12 protein-coding genes are annotated in these 15,240 nt (G+C 59.5%); 1 reads left to right on the plus strand and 11 read right to left on the minus strand.

Translation table 11 applies throughout. The features are described 5' to 3' along the window. The first annotated feature begins 29 nt into the window (after positions 1–29). Entirely contained in the window at positions 30–605 is a 576-nt protein-coding gene (locus tag GVI59_RS00410) for a ferritin-like domain-containing protein (RefSeq protein WP_173572338.1), read from the plus strand. A gap of 48 nt (positions 606–653) precedes the next feature. Here the strand turns inward: GVI59_RS00410 and GVI59_RS00415 are convergent, their stop codons facing one another. The 11 genes from GVI59_RS00415 to GVI59_RS00465 all read right to left on the minus strand — a co-directional run bounded on the left by GVI59_RS00415 (position 654) and on the right by GVI59_RS00465 (position 15,170). Then, complete coding sequence (locus tag GVI59_RS00415; RefSeq protein WP_206752358.1) at positions 654–1,622, minus strand: NAD(P)-dependent oxidoreductase; 969 nt, start codon at positions 1,620–1,622, stop codon at positions 654–656. Positions 1,623–1,697: 75 nt separating this feature from the next. Continuing rightward, positions 1,698–2,543, minus strand: coding sequence for a 16S rRNA (adenine(1518)-N(6)/adenine(1519)-N(6))-dimethyltransferase RsmA (gene rsmA, locus GVI59_RS00420; protein ID WP_173572340.1), 846 nt, complete (start codon positions 2,541–2,543; stop codon positions 1,698–1,700). Between the two features lie 3 nt (positions 2,544–2,546). Next, the gene (locus GVI59_RS00425) at positions 2,547–3,962 is read right to left on the minus strand and encodes a peptidylprolyl isomerase (RefSeq protein WP_173572341.1); all 1,416 of its coding nucleotides are present in this window, start codon (positions 3,960–3,962) and stop codon (positions 2,547–2,549) included. Positions 3,963–4,061: 99 nt separating this feature from the next. Then, positions 4,062–6,341, minus strand: coding sequence for an LPS-assembly protein LptD (locus GVI59_RS00430; protein WP_408736591.1), 2,280 nt, complete (start codon positions 6,339–6,341; stop codon positions 4,062–4,064). A gap of 135 nt (positions 6,342–6,476) precedes the next feature. Beyond that, on the minus strand, positions 6,477–7,598 hold the full coding sequence (gene lptG, locus GVI59_RS00435) for an LPS export ABC transporter permease LptG (protein WP_173572343.1): 1,122 nt from the start codon (positions 7,596–7,598) through the stop codon (positions 6,477–6,479). A 2-nt stretch (positions 7,599–7,600) separates the two neighbouring features. Then, positions 7,601–8,734, minus strand: coding sequence for an LPS export ABC transporter permease LptF (lptF, locus tag GVI59_RS00440; RefSeq protein WP_173572344.1), 1,134 nt, complete (start codon positions 8,732–8,734; stop codon positions 7,601–7,603). Between the two features lie 231 nt (positions 8,735–8,965). Continuing rightward, entirely contained in the window at positions 8,966–10,597 is a 1,632-nt protein-coding gene (locus tag GVI59_RS00445; protein ID WP_173572345.1) for a TolC family protein, read from the minus strand. Continuing rightward, positions 10,594–12,411 carry an FUSC family protein gene (locus GVI59_RS00450; RefSeq protein ID WP_173572346.1) on the minus strand — a complete coding sequence of 606 codons (1,818 nt, stop codon included), beginning with the start codon at positions 12,409–12,411 and terminating at the stop codon, positions 10,594–10,596. The genes GVI59_RS00445 and GVI59_RS00450 overlap by 4 nt, the downstream gene beginning before the upstream one ends. Next, the gene (gene mdtN / locus GVI59_RS00455; protein WP_173572347.1) at positions 12,392–13,456 is read right to left on the minus strand and encodes a multidrug transporter subunit MdtN; all 1,065 of its coding nucleotides are present in this window, start codon (positions 13,454–13,456) and stop codon (positions 12,392–12,394) included. The genes GVI59_RS00450 and mdtN overlap by 20 nt, the downstream gene beginning before the upstream one ends. Before the next feature lie 3 nt (positions 13,457–13,459). Then, complete coding sequence (locus tag GVI59_RS00460; RefSeq protein WP_232876344.1) at positions 13,460–13,747, minus strand: YtcA family lipoprotein; 288 nt, start codon at positions 13,745–13,747, stop codon at positions 13,460–13,462. Positions 13,748–13,862: 115 nt separating this feature from the next. Further along, positions 13,863–15,170: a DUF2254 domain-containing protein gene (locus GVI59_RS00465; protein WP_173572349.1), complete on the minus strand. Its 1,308-nt coding sequence runs from the start codon at positions 15,168–15,170 to the stop codon at positions 13,863–13,865. Positions 15,171–15,240 lie beyond the last annotated feature (70 nt).

Genomic DNA, 15,240 nt, shown 5'->3' on the forward strand with positions numbered 1-15,240 from the left:
GGGACAGGACAGAAGGAGGAATAAAGATCATGCCAACAGCTACACTCGAAAAAGAAAACACGTTCCTCACCGATATCGAGACACTGCGTGCCCGCGCAAAAAAATCGATCGGCGATGGCGCTGTAACGCCAGCTTACGAGGGTAATGTCGATAAGACGATCGAGTTGCTCCAGACTGTGGTTGCGACAGAAATTGTCTGTACGCTGCGTTACCAGATGAACGCGATTGCTGCTTCAGGCATCAATAGCGAGAGCATTGCGGCAGAGTTTGCCAAGCATGCTCAGGAAGAGCAGACGCATATGCTGTGGGCTGCTGAACGGATTGATCAGTTGGGTGGCGTTCCCGACATGAACCCGGCCGGACTGGCCACGCGTTCCGCAGCCGAATATGGCAAGCCGGGCAATCTGGTTGAAATGATCAAGCAGAATCTCATCGCCGAGCGGATTGCTGTCGAACATTATCGCGAACTGGTCCGTTATTTCGGTGACAAGGATCCGACGACACGGATCATGCTCGAAAAGATTCTGGCGCAGGAAGAGGAGCATGCGACAGACATGCACGACTTCCTTGTGGCGCACGAAGGCACTCCGTTCCTCAAGGATTGAGACCTTGCTGGCTTTGCTCTGGAAAACAGGGCAAAGCCTTTTTGTCTTTCAGGCAATCTGGTTGATGAGTGGCGTTCCTTCCTCCAGCCGTCCGACGTTTTCGTGCAGAATAGCCGCAACACGGCTTTCATAAGCCACTGTGTCGCCAGCGGCGTGAGGCGTGATCAGAACATTCGGCATGGACCAGAGAGGCGATGTTTCGGGGAGCGGTTCCTGCTCGAACGTATCCAGAGCCGCCATGCCGATCTGACCCTGTTGCAGGGCCGCGATCAGATCGGATTCCACAACCACTGAGCCACGCGCGACATTGATCAGGCAGGCAGTGGGTTTTATGCGCCTGAGAATGCTGCTGTCAATCAGACCACGGGTTTCCGGCGTCGCGGGGCAGGCGAGGATCAGGTAATCCGCATTGCCTGCTGCCTCCGGTAGCTGGTCATCAGCAACAGTGGTGACGGCAAGCTCCGTCCCGGCGGTTACATTTTTCCGGACAACGGTGACGGTCTGTCCGAGAGCAAGACACACGGTCGCCAGTCTGGCGCCGATTGCGCCAAACCCGACAATAACCACATGGGTCCCAGCCACTTCATGGCGTCGTTCGTCCCGGGTGCGGGCGGGTTTGCGCCAGAAGGACTGTCGCTGGTCGTCCCTGGCTTCCCATAATCGCCGGGCGTGGTTGAACATCAGAGCAACGGCGTGTTCAGCGACTGCATTGGCGTTCACACCCCGGGCACTCGCAAGATGTACCCCGCGCTCCCGAAACGCTTCCGTATCGTACTGTTCGACACCGGATGTCATGGTCTGGAGCAGTTTCAATTGGGGCGCGAGGGCCAGATAGCGGGGCTCCCACAGGGTCATCGTCACCAGAATGTCTGCATCAGCCAGTGCAGGGACGAGGTCTGTCTTGTTTTTTACCCAGATACACTCGGTTGGCTCATCCCATGCATCCACCAGTGATTTGATGTCGAATGACGAATGGGCGATGACGATTTTCGGTTTTTCATTGAACCAGAAAGACACGGACATTCTCCCGCCATGACGCAGGAGATGAGCATCGCTCCGCTCTCTGGTAAAATGCAACAGACGTTGTTGCGATCAGCGTTTTCCGGACGGTGTGGTTTCCAGAAAGCAGCGCGCCAGACGATCGAATTCAGCAATGTTCAGTGTTTCCGCCCGACGGGAGCCATCAATCTCGGCGGCCTGAAGAAGACGTTCCCCGCCAATCCCTTTGAGCGAGCCACGCAGCATCTTGCGACGCTGACCGAATGCCGCAGCCGTCACACTTTCCATGGCGCAGAAAAGCTCGGGAGAGGGCTGTTCAGCATGAGGCGTGATTTCCACCACGGAAGACCAGACTTTCGGGGGAGGCGAAAAAGCGCCCGGCGGGAGACGCATCACCGGCGAGCAGGTTGCGCACCACTGGGAGATGACCGCCAGACGCCCATAATGGTCACCTCCCGGCTCAGCACAGATCCGTTCGGCGACTTCAAGCTGGAACATCAGTGTCAGCCGCTCCCACTGTGCAGCCTGTCGAAGCCAGCCGATCAGAAGGGGCGTTGCGACATTGTAGGGAAGGTTCGCCACGATCCGGCGCGGAGCCGGGCAGAGTGTTGAAAGGTCCAGCGATGTCGCATCTGCCTGAATGAGTTTCAGACGATCCGGGGCTTCAGCAACCAGTTCTTCGATAACGCCGATCGCACGCGAATCGACTTCAACGGCTGCGATGGAGGCGGCTGGGCTGTCCAGAAGCGCCCGTGTCAGGCCGCCCGGACCAGGTCCGACTTCCACGACATGGCGACCCTGAAGGGGACCGGACAGTTCGACGATCCGCTCGGTGATGCCGGGATCAAGCAGGAAGTGCTGGCCCAGTGAGTGACGGGCCGCAAGATTGTGGCGGTTGATGACGGAAGCCAGCGGCTCCCGGGAAGAGGTATTTGTCACCGATCAGGGCGCCGTCACCACCCGCATGTCGATGACAGCGCGGCGGTGCAGATCACGATCAAGCTGACGGGCCGTCTGTTCGACACGCTCATTCAGAAGCTGGTCCGCGATTTCACTCGGCGAACGATCCGCGAAATTCTTGGTCTTCTTTCCGCAGACCATCAGGATGTCGATGCCTTCCTGAGAGACGAGCGGTCGCGTGGGCTTGCCGATTGGCAGTCCGGCGAGAATCTGCTGCATCTGGGGATTCAGCCGCTCAAGCTGGAGTTCACCCGGGTTGGAAGGACGGACTTCGCCAAACTGTTTGTTGGCGGCTGCGAGTTCGTCACAGGAATGCGCGGTCTGGGTGAGGCGCACGGCTTTTTCGAGCGTCTGGCGCTGCTGGTCCGTGGGGGCCTGTGGATTGAGCGGGGTGGAGAACGGCAGGAACGCCTGTCGGGCGTCAAGCAGCGTTCCGGGCTGATGGCCTATGATCCGCTTGCCCAGAACTGTCGCGATAACATAGCCGCCGGCAACCTTGATGGGATTTGAAATCGCATCTTCCGGCATCTGACGGACCATGGCGACCACTTCCGGATCAAGGCTGTCTTCCTGCACCCAGCCCATGGATCCACCGTCAAGCGCACTCTGCGCCTGCGAGAACTGCGCCGCGACAATCGGGAAAGGCGCTCCGCGGCGCAGTTCCTGAATGATGGTTTCGGTAAATTTCAGCTCGTTTTCGCTGTGACGCGGGTCAGCAACCGGCACGAAGATTTCGCTGATGAGATATTCCGGGCGGCCCTGCTGCCTGCTCAGCGCTTCCTGTCGCTGGGCGATTTCAAGCGAGGTCATGCGGGCCTTGGACCCAAGCTCCTGACGAAGAACCTGCATCCAGCCGATCTGCACACGAATCTGGTCGATCAGTGTCGTCAGGGAGACCCCGTCCTGCGCCAGCCGGTTGCGAAGCGTGTTGGGCTCCATGCCGTTGCGCCGTTCGATATTGGCGATGGCGTCGGCAATCTGCTCTGGAGAGACATTGATGTGGCGGGACAGGATTTCCTGCGTGCGCAGACGTTCGTCGATCAGCTGACGCACGATCTGGGGACGCAGCCGCTGCATGATGTCTTCGCTCAACGGCAGGCCGGTGGAGAGCACGAATAGACGTCCACGGTTATCAACGTCGCGCTGGGTCAGCGGCTGGCCATTGATAACGGCGATTATGGTGTCCTGCTTGCTGCCCAGAGGCTCCAGTTGCGGTGCGTCGGAGGTCTGGGTGGAGCTGGCCTCTTCCGGTTCGGGCGCAGGAGCAGACGCATCATCCTGTGTCGCCTGCTGGTGGTGATGGCGCAGATTCGCTGCCCGGGCAGGCAGACTGGTGAAAGAACCCAGTGCGACTACGAGGGCCAGGGCGGAACCTGTCACGGAAAGGCTCAGTCGCATACAGCTTGGTCTCTCACCTGATCGATTGGAGGTGTCATTGTTATCCAATCGCATGAATTTTTGAAGTGGACCTGAACGATCCCGCAGAAGGTTCATGATTTATTTGATGCCGAAGGCGCCGATCGTCTTGAGCGTCAGCGTGAACAGCACGGTTGAATAGCGCTGCTGGCCGCCAATTTTCGTATATTGTTTCAGATACATCAGATCGAGCCCGAAGCAGTCATTCATGTAGCCGATATTGCCGCCGACCGATGCAAACTTGTGTCGGGACAGCGCGCGACGCACAAAGAATGATCCGTGCCAGTTGCGCCAGGTCGCGGATGCGCCGCCGCTCAGCTCGTTCGTAGGAGCATAATAGAGCGAAGGCGGAGAGCCGCCATTCCGGAAGTCGTTCACGTAATAATAGTAAGGTGTGACCGGCTCCCGAACATATCCGCCGAAAATGTTGACGTAGGGCATGCTGACGTTGAAGAGCGCATCCGCGAAGTCCACGCGCCCTGTGTAGGGATCAATCCGGGTCCGTCCCGTGACGCTGAGATGGCGGATTGGATCAATGCGCGCACGGGCCACCACATCGGAAAGATGGTGGTTGAGGCCGGAATAGGGCAGGCGGTCGTGCTGCACATGCTCCTGGAAGCTTTCGCCGACCAGCACGTCCACGACGTGACCGTTCCACGTCCAGTTGCCGTGGACGCCGACATTGGCGCGCAATCCGCCGTCGATCCGGTCCGTTCCCTGATAACGGTTCAGGGCGAAGAGCGTTGAATCCGTAAATTCGTAGTTCAGGCTGTCTTCATTGGGCAGACGTCGATCGACACCGCCACCCTGATTGGGAGCGTAGATCGCCTGCACGATCGGTTCCAGAATCTGGCTGCCATGTCCCTTCATGAACTGGCGCACAAACGGCCAGTTCATCTTGACCGCCAGTGTCGGCACGACCTGACCGGCGGTCGTGCTCTTCATGTATTTATAGTAGTTTGGCTGCTGATAGAGCTGGGAGGCATGATACAGCATACTGTCCAGCCGCGCCGTGACGAGGAACTTCTGTCCCCAGCTGCTGCGGAACGGACGGTCCCAGTTTACCTGAACTTCGCCGCGCTGATCTCGTGTGCCTTCAGTACGATAGACATAGAAATCGTTGCTATTGACGGATAGTCGGCCACCAAGAATATCGGGCTGATTGACAAGACTATATTCGTAGTGAGGCAGCACGAACGGCAGTTCGTTGTTGCGGATGACGCCTCGGTTCAGGCCCTGATAGAACTGGGCGTCGAGTTTCGAGTAGGCTCCCGTGCCGAAGCCTTCGATATAGGCGGTAGAATTGAGGGTGTCGCCGCCATAGCCCGGCACACGGTAATCACGCATATAGTTGGCGCTCGTTGCGATACGTCCGTCGAAGCCTGCGCGCCATGTCGGTGTGAGCGTGAACATGCCGCGCCCAAAGAGGTAGCCCTGCACGCCGTGATCGTTTTCGGCCCCGACAGATTCACCGAAGCCGTTTGTATAACCGCCGGACCTGTGTGTGTCGTCAGCAAGACCGCCCATGATTCGCAGCGAACCGAAATTGAACGCCTTGCGATACTGGGCGCTGATCTGCGGACCTGTCTTGGTTGAAAAGAGGCCTTTCACCGTCAGATCCGAGGAGTCATCAATCACCCAGTAATAGGGAATCGTGAAATAGGTCCCGAGATAGCGGTCATGCGGCGTGACGCCGGGAATGAGAAAGCCGCTGCGCCTTTTGGCGGATGGATCGGTCATGGAAAAATAGGGAAGGTAGAAAACCGGAATCCCAAAGATATCCATATAGGTGTCGCGGAACTCGAGATGCTGGTGCTCGAGATCCTGCGTGGCTGAATAGGAGCGCAACTGCCAGAACGGCGCGCGGGTCGGGTCTTTCGCGCAGATTTCACACGCCGTGTAGACTGCTCTGGTGAGGTCGTTGACCTTGCCGCCGGTGCGTCGCATGCCGTTGGCGGCCAGTTTGGCGTTGTCCACCATGGTCGCATTCACGTGCTTCATGATGCCGTCACGCATGTCGCCGCTCAGTTCCGCATAATGGGAATACAGCACGGATCCGTCAGGCTGGCTGGAAGCGACGTTTCCGCTGGCGGTAATGACGCCGGTGTTGCGGTCATAGGTAATCTTGTCAGCACGCAGAATGTGATCGGCCTGCCAGACCTGCACATTGCCTGTCCATGTTACAACACCCGCATGATCATCGTAACTGACATGGTCGGCCTGGAAAGTGGCTGGCTCATTTTTGGAAGCGGAATTGCTGCTGCCCGGATTGAAGTGCATCGGAGTGGGGGTGAACTGTGCGTAGGCTTTCTGCCCGAACAGCCCGCAGGCTGCCGCTGCGGACCCGAGGCTGAGGCCCATCCACAGGAAGCGATGGCCGATATGAACCGTGTCACAGCGCTGACTGGCACTTCCCGACCGCCGCATAAGGGCAGCCCTCAGGCGCCGCAAACGACGCGAAAGCTGTCTCTCGGAACGAGGTGCGGGAAAGGGCAATCAGCCGTCCTCCAGATGCAGTAAGAGCGAGACAGCCAGACAGAGGCCTGCGCCTGTCGGTGCCCAAGCCGCAAGCAGAGGCGGCAAGGCTCCCGAGTTACCAAATTGTTCAGCAACTTTCGAGACCGTGAAGAGCAGAAACCCTGCGCCGACCCCGGAACCGATCATTTTGGCAACACCTCCACGTCTCGTCGGCCTCATGGAGAAGCCTGCGGCGACGAGAGACATGGTTCCTGCAAGGATGGGAAGAGCCAGAAGAGACTCAAAATGTAACCGATGTCGAATCGAAGAAAATCCAGACCGGTCCAGCATCGCTATGAAATTCGGTAGCGCCCAGACGGACAGTGTTTCCGGAGAGGCGAAGCTTTCCTGCACACGGTTGAGCGTAAGGTCGGTCGGCAGGGTGATGGTCCGGGTGACGCCGGGTAATTCGTAGGGATGAAGCTCGCTGGCGTTGTCGAGTTCCCAGTGGCCCGGAGCAAGATGCCCGGAGGGCGCTTCGATACGGAGAATCAGATTCCCATTATGATCCAGACGGAAGACGCTGATGTCGTGAATCGTCAGAAGTGCGCCGTCGAGATGGGTATCGCGCGAATGCAGGATGGCCACGCCGTGCGCGTCGAGTTCCGTGTCGAGCTGACGCAACCATAGCGATGCTCCGGCCATGGTGAGGGGGCCGCCGCCTGACCGGAGATACTGCTCGTCCAGCGCTTCTGCTCGTGCATACATGATCGAGGACAGCGGTGAGACGGCGGCTGTGGTCAGAGCGCCCATCGCCAGTGCGCAGGCGAGGGGAGCCGCCAGAAACTGCCAGGCTGAAATACCGGCGGCGCGGGCGACGATCAGTTCGGAAGACCGGGTCAGACGCCAGAAGCAGATGATCCCGCCCAGCAGCACGCCGAATGGCATGATCTCCATGAAAAAATACGGAATATGCAGGCCGGCGATTTCCGTCACCAGACTGGTCGGAACGTCGGTCTTGGTGGCGACACGGCGCAGCAGGTCGATGAAGTCGAACAGGCAGACGATGCCCGTCAGGAAGGCCGTCATCGACAGGACGGAGAACATGAACTGACGCGCGATATAGATGGAGAGCGTCACCGGGACGGTCGTGAAGAACATGATCAGCCTTCCTGAGCCTGCCGGGCCGCAGCAGTTTCACGACCGGCTCTTATTTCCGGACCGAACAGAAGGACCGCGCAGATGAAGGCGGGTAAAACTGACTCGATCAGAATCAGGGGAATCAGCGCCATGTTCCGTCCCGCCAGATTTTGCAGCATCAGATTGAGCGCCAGCAGCCCGACAACGCTCAGGATGGCGCCCAGAGGACGGGTGATGTTGCCATGACGGGAGAAAGCACCCCGCAGGATGGCGACAAGAGCGATCATGGCGAAGGAGAAGGCCGTGAACGGGGTGGTGATGCGTCGCCATCCTTCCACGGCCAGCTTGCCCCGGTCGCGTATATTGATCTGCGTCAGATCGGGATGCAGCAGTTCGGACAGGGACATCTCGGAGGCGTCCCGTGACCGGTTTTCCTGATTCTTGCTGGAGGTCAGGTCGATGGTGTTGCGATCAAACAGCAGCATCGTGAGCCGGCCTGTACGGTGGTCGATTTCCTGACGGGAGCCATCATACAGCACCACGCGCGGCTGGTCGTTGACCACCAGCATCGTGCCTCTTTCCGCAAAGATCGTCGCACGACTGTTCGCCACCCGGTCATCCTCGATCATGATGCCTTTCAGCGAGCCGTCATGTCCGCGTTCGCGCACATAGACCGTCAGGGCGTCCGATACCTTGGTGAATACACCGTCCTGCAACATGAAGGCGGCCATCTTGTTGCGGATCTGGAATTCGTACTGCTTGAACTCGTGATAGGACGCCGGAACGATCCACAGATTGAGAACGAAGGTCACGACCATGGCCACGGTCGCGCAGATCAGCCCCGGTCTGGCGAGCGCGAAAGGGGACAGACCGGCTGCCTGCATCACGGTCAGTTCGCGGTCGCCGGACAGGCGATGATAGACAAACAGCGTGACGACAAAGGTCGTGATCGGCAGAACCACGGCGACGAAGGACGGCACCATCAGGCTGGTCAGCTCCAGAAAGACCCGGAGCGACAGACCGCGTCCGACCACCAGCGAGACGAAGCGCAGCGACTGGGTCAGCCAGATCAGCGCCGACAGGCCACCCGTGGTGGCGATGAGCGCCAGAAAGAGCTGGCGCATCGTATAACGATCAAGAGTGGTGAATCTCAGCACTGGGCAGACGGTTCCTCATGCTCCGGACGCCGGGCGGGCGGGGAGGCGAAAAAGACGCCTGCCGAACGGTTGTCCCCAGCGGAGAACGATGCGTCGGCCTGGAGCGCAGAGTTGTCCGGAAAAGAAGCACGGTTGACCATGCGGTCTGTTTACTCCTTCGGCGATGGATACGGAAAGACCTTCGGGAATGAGCCTATAGGATCAATTGTAACGGATTGTCATCTCTTGTGATCAATCCGCGCTTGCAGACTCCGGCGCACCGCCAAGAGAGCCTGTCGAAAAAGCCAGACTCGTCGCGGCGATCAGGGCGGCGAAATAGGCATCTGACTGACTGATTGTGGCATCCAGCAGGCCGTTCTGGGCGATCGTCGCCTGCGTGATGGAGCCAACACCGCTCCTGTAAGCCGTAAACGCGGCGTTGAAGCTCGTCTGCGCGGCGGTTTTCAGCCGGGAGGAGGCCGTATAGGCGCTGAGACTGGTGTGCACCGCGTTTTCAGCGACGACAACCTGACGGGCGGCTTCGTTGACGGTCTGCTGCAAGGTGGCGTTGGCGCTGTCCGACTGGTTCTGCGCCTGCTTGAGAAACGCCGCCCGCATTCCGCCATCGAAAACCGGCACCGAGATGCCGCCAAGGATCAGGCTGCTGAAACGGTTGCTGGACAGGTTCAGCGTGGGATTCGAATCATTGCCGATCCCCGGCACCGACGACAGGGCGAGCCGACCGGTCGTGTAGGCGACGTTGCCGGAGAGAAACACTTTGGGGAGAAATTCGCTTTTCGCCGCCGAAACCCGGCTGTCGGCAGCCCGCGCCGCCGCATAGGCTGCGAGCACGTCCGGCCGGCGCGACACGGCGGTTCTGACCATTTCATCCGTCAGACGGCCATCATCCAGCGACAGGGTGCGACCGGACACATCCATGGTGTCGACCTGCGACTGACTCGACACGCCCATGGCTGTCATCAGGGCCAGACGGGTATTCTCGACTTCTCCCTCAGCCTGCACGACCCGCAGTTCGTCCTGCGAGGTGATCTGCTGCGCCTGCGTGACATCGACGATCGTACCCTGTCCCTGTTTCAGACGCGCTTCCGCTGCCGCCTGCACATGACGGGCGTTGAGGAGGGCCTCCTTCAGGAGACGCAGCCGGGTTTCAGCGGCTGCGTGGGTGTAGAAGGCGGTTGTGACGCCATAGATGATCTTCTGATGGGCGGCGGTGAACAGGATGTTCGAGGCGATCTGCACCTGTCTGGCGGCTTCGATGCTGGCTTCCCGTTTTCCGAAGTCAAAGAGCAGCCATTGCATGCCGAGCGTCTGCACTTCGCCCGAACCTGATCCGCTACCGCCATTATTGCGCGTGTAACGATCGAGATTATCAAGTCCGTTATTGATGAGGCCGCCGACTGCCCCTGCGTCACTGATGGACGCATTCGAATCGGAAGAGTGGCTATGGCTGTAGCCTCCCACCACCGTGGCGGTCAGTTGCGGGAGGTAGATGCTTTTGGTGATCCCGACGGCAAGCGCCGCATCACGGGCGGCATTCCAGGAGCGCCGCGTTTCGGGATTGCGGGACTGGGCGACGTCAATCAGTTCCGCCAGCGAGTAGGGATGATCCTGCCGGGCGACCAGTTCGGGGGACTGCGCGTGCTGGAGCACATCCTTGTTGGATGGAAGGGTGAATCCCTCCGGAAGAACCAGACCGTGGCGCGGGCGCCTCTCGGCCTGATCCGAGGGGACGATGGCCCCCGATGCGGATGTTGTGGGAGCCCAAGGCCTGTCCGGGCTTTGGGGAGCGGTCGCAAGCTCGGAAGTCGCGCATCCGGCCAGCAAGGCGGAGCAGGACAGGGCGAACACAGTGCGACTGTTCATGAAATGATGCTTTCCAGATGGGCGAGGCGGGTTTCCGCATGCTGTCGGGCGGCGGGATCAAGCAGGGCGGCGCTGATGGTTTCGGCCTCATGAAACAGACCGTCCAACTGTTCGAGATGGTTCATGTCGGCGCGCATATGGTCCGGTTCCGCAAAGGCGTATTCGCTCTGGCGCTCGGCAAGCGAGACGGCTTCCTGCACACTGGCTGCGCAGGCGAGTTGGCCTGACGCCGTCACCGCGTCCCGCTGTTTTCCCAACCGCTGCACGATGGTCTTCAGGCGGGCGTCAATGCCGTTAAAGGCGCTGCTGGCCCAGAAGCTTGTGAACATCGCGTAGGTCACGAAATTCCCCAGCATGATGCCAAGAATACGGTCACGCGCCGTGACCATGTCGGTGGTCGGTCCGTAGCCTTTCAGGTCTGTGAGATAAAAGGCGATGCCGATCTGAAACCCGGCATAGGCGATGCGCTCGTCGCCCGTCTTGATCCATGCGGCGAGCAGGGAAACCACGAAAACCAGACAGAGAAACGCAGTGATGTCATTGAAGTGCGGGATCACGAAGATGATGGCGGCGATCCCGACCGCACCGCCGATCAGCGCGCCGACAATGCGGAGCGTGAGCTTGGAGATCATCTCGCCCATTGTCGGCTGGGCGACGATGAAGCAGGTGATGATGCAGGTATGGATGCCGGGCCAGTCCAGAATGCTGAAAATGAAGTAGCTGAGCATGACCGACGCCGTGCCTTTGACGGCGAAGCGGGTGTGATCCGGATTGGTGAAAGCATCTGCTGCAAAAAATCCGCTTTTTGGTGCTTGTTTTTCAGCTTTCTCACCGGTTGCTTCGGGAGATGGAACAGTGAGCATCTCCAGAATATTCGCCATTGCACGATATTCCGACTGCTCGTCATTCAGCGCCAGACGTGCGGTGCTTTCCGGACAGATGCCTTTTTCGAACAGGGCGGCGGATGCGTTGAGTGCGTCGATCAGCGACAGGGGCAGTTCACGATTTCCGGCTTCTTCCGGAAGGCGATCCGTCAGCGCCAGAGAAAGAAGTCCCTCGCTTGCGTTTGCGGCCTGTTCCAGACGGGCCAGTTCCTCCGGCGACCACATCTTTTCCAGCCGCGCCATTTTCAGAGACTTGATGAGACCGCCGGTCCCTTCGCGTAGCAGGTCGGTGGCGCGCTCATGCGCGACGTCATCGATGCCTGAAAGCAGGGTCGCGCTCATTCGCAGGCGGGCGGCGATCCCCTGCATGGCGATCGTCCGCGGAGAGGGGCAGATCAGCAGGCCGATCACCAGCATGACTACGCCGGGCACGGCGATAAACAGATCGACATACAGAATGGCGCGGGTGATGAGTTCACCGACTGGCACCTGATCAATGGCGATCAGCCCGTAAACCACGCAAAATCCGAGCATATAGGCGATCGGTTTCAGCTTGCTGGCCGAGCCGAGGAAGAAGAAGCAGAAGGATAGTCCGGCGATGGCGGCGGTCAGCGCCATGGGATTGTCCAGCGTGAGCCGGATCCAGAGATAGACAAAGGCCAGCAGCAGAATGATGAGGATATTGACCGCAACGCCTGCCAGCGCGTTGGTCACGCGGTCCTTCTGCCATATCGCCATGGTGACAAGGGCGGGGACGGCGAGGTCCGGAACCTGCCAGATCTCGCCGACAAGCACAGTCGCCGTGCATCCGGCCGCCATACGCAGCGCGTGGCCCTGACGCCCCGGCGACGGGTTGCACACCATCCGCCACAGACGCAGAAGACCGGGTTTTCTCAGGGAGAACTCCGCTTTAGTGGCAGGACGCGCCATGCCGTATCTCAAAAGTCGCCGTCGCGCCCATTCTGAGCAAAGTCGGGTCGGCGTGATCCAGCCTGACGCGGACCGGGAATCTCTGCGCGACGTGGACCCAGTCCATCTGGCGCGGCACGAGCGGCAGCCCTCGTGCCAGTCCAGCCGAATCCAGCGACATGACGCCGAAACCGATACTGTCCACCACACCGTGAATGGCGTGCGTGCGGTCGATCATGGAATACACCGTGGCGCAGTCGCCCGGATGGACGGTGGCCAGATCGGTCTCACGCAGATTGCCGACAGCATGCCACTCGTCATCCGCGATCAGTGTGAACAGAGCCTGCGCCGGGGCAAGCACTTCGCCTGTCTTGACGTGCAGGCTCGTGACATACCCGTCCGCAGGCGCCCTCACTTCTGTCTGGGCCAGTTCATAGCGCACGCGGGCAAGGGCGGCGTTGCTGGCGTCACGGGCGGCAATGGAACTCTTCAGATCACCGATGGCCGTCGTGGCCGCGACAGATTGCTGTGTCGCCTGCGTCAGTGAAATCTCCGCATTGCGGGCGGCCACCTGAGCCTGATCATATTCCTGCAGGGGAATGTAGGAATTCTGCGCGAGAGGGGCGAGGCGTCGGACCGTGCGGGCAGTCAGGTCGCGGTTGGTGGTCGCGCGATGGACCTGATCCTGTGCGGCCGTCGCTTCGACCGTCTTGATGGCCACCAGACGTTCCTGATGCTCGACCTCGGCCTGCGCCAGAGCCGCGCTGGCTTCTGCCTGCTTTAGTGTCAGCTGATACGGTTCAGGATCGATCCGGTAGAGCATATCGCCCTTATGGACATGCTGGTTTTCCTGTACAGGCAGTTCGACCAGACGGCCCCCGACGACAGAGGCCACATGCACCAGTTCGGCATCAATGGAGGCGCTGTCCGTAGACGGGTACGCCGTGTCCTGATGCGCGATGTGGATACCGAACAGGATGGCGGCTGTGACGCAGACAGCAGCGATCACGATGCCCGGTCTGTTTCTGTTTTTTTGCTTTGTTGGCGTAGAGGAGGCGGTTTGCATGGGTCAGGGTCCGAATACCAGCGCCCACACAAGCAGGGCCATGAGCACGCCCAGAGAGACGTAAGTAAAAAGCCGGAATCTCAGGATGGTATCAATCCCGAGCGCGAGAAAAGCCACGCGGAAGCCGACGGCAGCCAGAATGCCGATGATGGCGCACATCATCCATGCGGGGAAATAGGCGCCCACAAGCGGAAAGGACGGTGCTCCATGCAGGGAGCACCCCGTGAGTGCCAGGAGACCGACAGTAGTGGCGACGGGTTTCAGGCAGGCAGGAGGAGTCGGCTGTGTCACGCTGACGCTCTTTCCTGCATGAGGGGGCATATCACGGATCGCAGAGCCTTTCCTTCAGACGCACATATGTAATTGTGATGCGTTGTGAAAGACGTCTGTAGAACGAACAAGTTCATTACACAGAAAAAGCTTCGGTCGACTGCAATGGAAAAGGATGCAGTTGTTCTTCCTTCTCGACCAGTTCCTGCAAACGGGCCTTGTCGATGGAAGATGTCAGGGACTCATGCGCACGCTGTAAAGCCGTATCCGCGTAAAGTCGGGCGGCAGAGCGGAATTTCTCGCTTCCCATGCCAGCCAGAGCGCGGAGGGATTTCTGAAGACGCAACTGCATTTCGATCAGGTGGGCGCTGTCCCTGCTGATCAGTGTAAAGGCGTCATCGAAAAGATCTGCATCCTGCAGGCCGGGCACATGAACGTGTGGATATTTTGGTTTGTAGCCTGCGCGTTCCGTCTGCGCTGTGGACCAGAGCGCCATGAGGCGGGTCTGCCGGCCCAGCACGTCAAGCACCGTGCCCGGATCGTTTATGGCGCGGGACAGCGCCCGGAGGCCGATTTCCGCCAGAACGCTCACGCCGAAGCGCGGGTCCTGATCGAAATCGCGCTCATTTCCGACTGAAAAGGCCTTTCGGAAATTGGCGATGAGCGCGTTGGTTTTCTCGACATCGCTTGAGGCCGAGATCCAGGCAAGCGGTGTGTCCGGAAACGTCATGACGCCGGGCAGCGCGCTTACATAGACACTGTAGAGGCCCTCTTCCGTACACTCTGACAGGCGGTCCATGTCGATATGCTGCACGTAGCCGACGTCTCCGCTTGGCACGGCGACGAACCCGAACGGAATGTCGGAACCATCAAACGGAACACCGCCAAGCCAGGGATTGTCCAGACGTTCCTGTATGGCGCGCCGGGCGACCTCTTCCACTCTTGCCGTCGTCGCGCCGACCCGCCCGAGACGTGTCAGGTGGTCAATCCAGCGCAGCAGCATGACCACGATGAGGATGATGATGGCGATCGTGACGATAAAGAGGATGACCCGCCCGTGATCTCCGTACAGACCCGTCTTGAGAGAAATGATTCCGACAATGCTGAACAGGAACGAGCCGATGAAGGTGGAGAGCACGTTCTGTGTGGTGCTGTCCTCAATGAGCAGGCGGGTGGCGCGGGGAGAGACGTCGTTGGTCGAGGAATCATAGGCCGTGATCATCACGCTCAGCGAGAACGTCGTGACGGTCAGCATGCTGGACGCGATGATGTTGAGAATGTCGCTCTCGGCGGAAGAGGCGATGGTGCCCGGAATGTTCCAGGTGATGTAGCGCTGGAACACAATACCGGCCGCCGCCACGATAACGCCGGCAAGACCGATGAGCGTGGCGCGGAACCACAGGCGGCGAGTAATCTGGATCAGCAGCCAGCGCCAACGCGGCATTCAGGGTCTCCTTGTATTTGTCCCGCTTTTACAGGCGGATATCTGGCCGGCACAGTATCGTATTGCAGCG

Source organism: Acetobacter sicerae (assembly GCF_011516765.1).
GTDB lineage: Bacteria > Pseudomonadota > Alphaproteobacteria > Acetobacterales > Acetobacteraceae > Acetobacter > Acetobacter sicerae.

Coding starts and splice junctions, on each gene's coding strand:
- GVI59_RS00445 (WP_173572345.1), bottom strand. CDS start 10,597: ATGAACAGTCGCACTGTGTTCGCCCTGTCCTGCTCCGCCTTGCTGGCC.
- GVI59_RS00430 (WP_408736591.1), bottom strand. CDS start 6,341: ATGGGCCTCAGCCTCGGGTCCGCAGCGGCAGCCTGCGGGCTGTTCGGG.
- lptG (WP_173572343.1), bottom strand. CDS start 7,598: ATGTTCTTCACGACCGTCCCGGTGACGCTCTCCATCTATATCGCGCGT.
- GVI59_RS00410 (WP_173572338.1), top strand. CDS start 30: ATGCCAACAGCTACACTCGAAAAAGAAAACACGTTCCTCACCGATATC.
- GVI59_RS00465 (WP_173572349.1), bottom strand. CDS start 15,170: ATGCCGCGTTGGCGCTGGCTGCTGATCCAGATTACTCGCCGCCTGTGG.
- mdtN (WP_173572347.1), bottom strand. CDS start 13,456: ATGCAAACCGCCTCCTCTACGCCAACAAAGCAAAAAAACAGAAACAGA.
- GVI59_RS00450 (WP_173572346.1), bottom strand. CDS start 12,411: ATGGCGCGTCCTGCCACTAAAGCGGAGTTCTCCCTGAGAAAACCCGGT.
- GVI59_RS00425 (WP_173572341.1), bottom strand. CDS start 3,962: ATGCGACTGAGCCTTTCCGTGACAGGTTCCGCCCTGGCCCTCGTAGTC.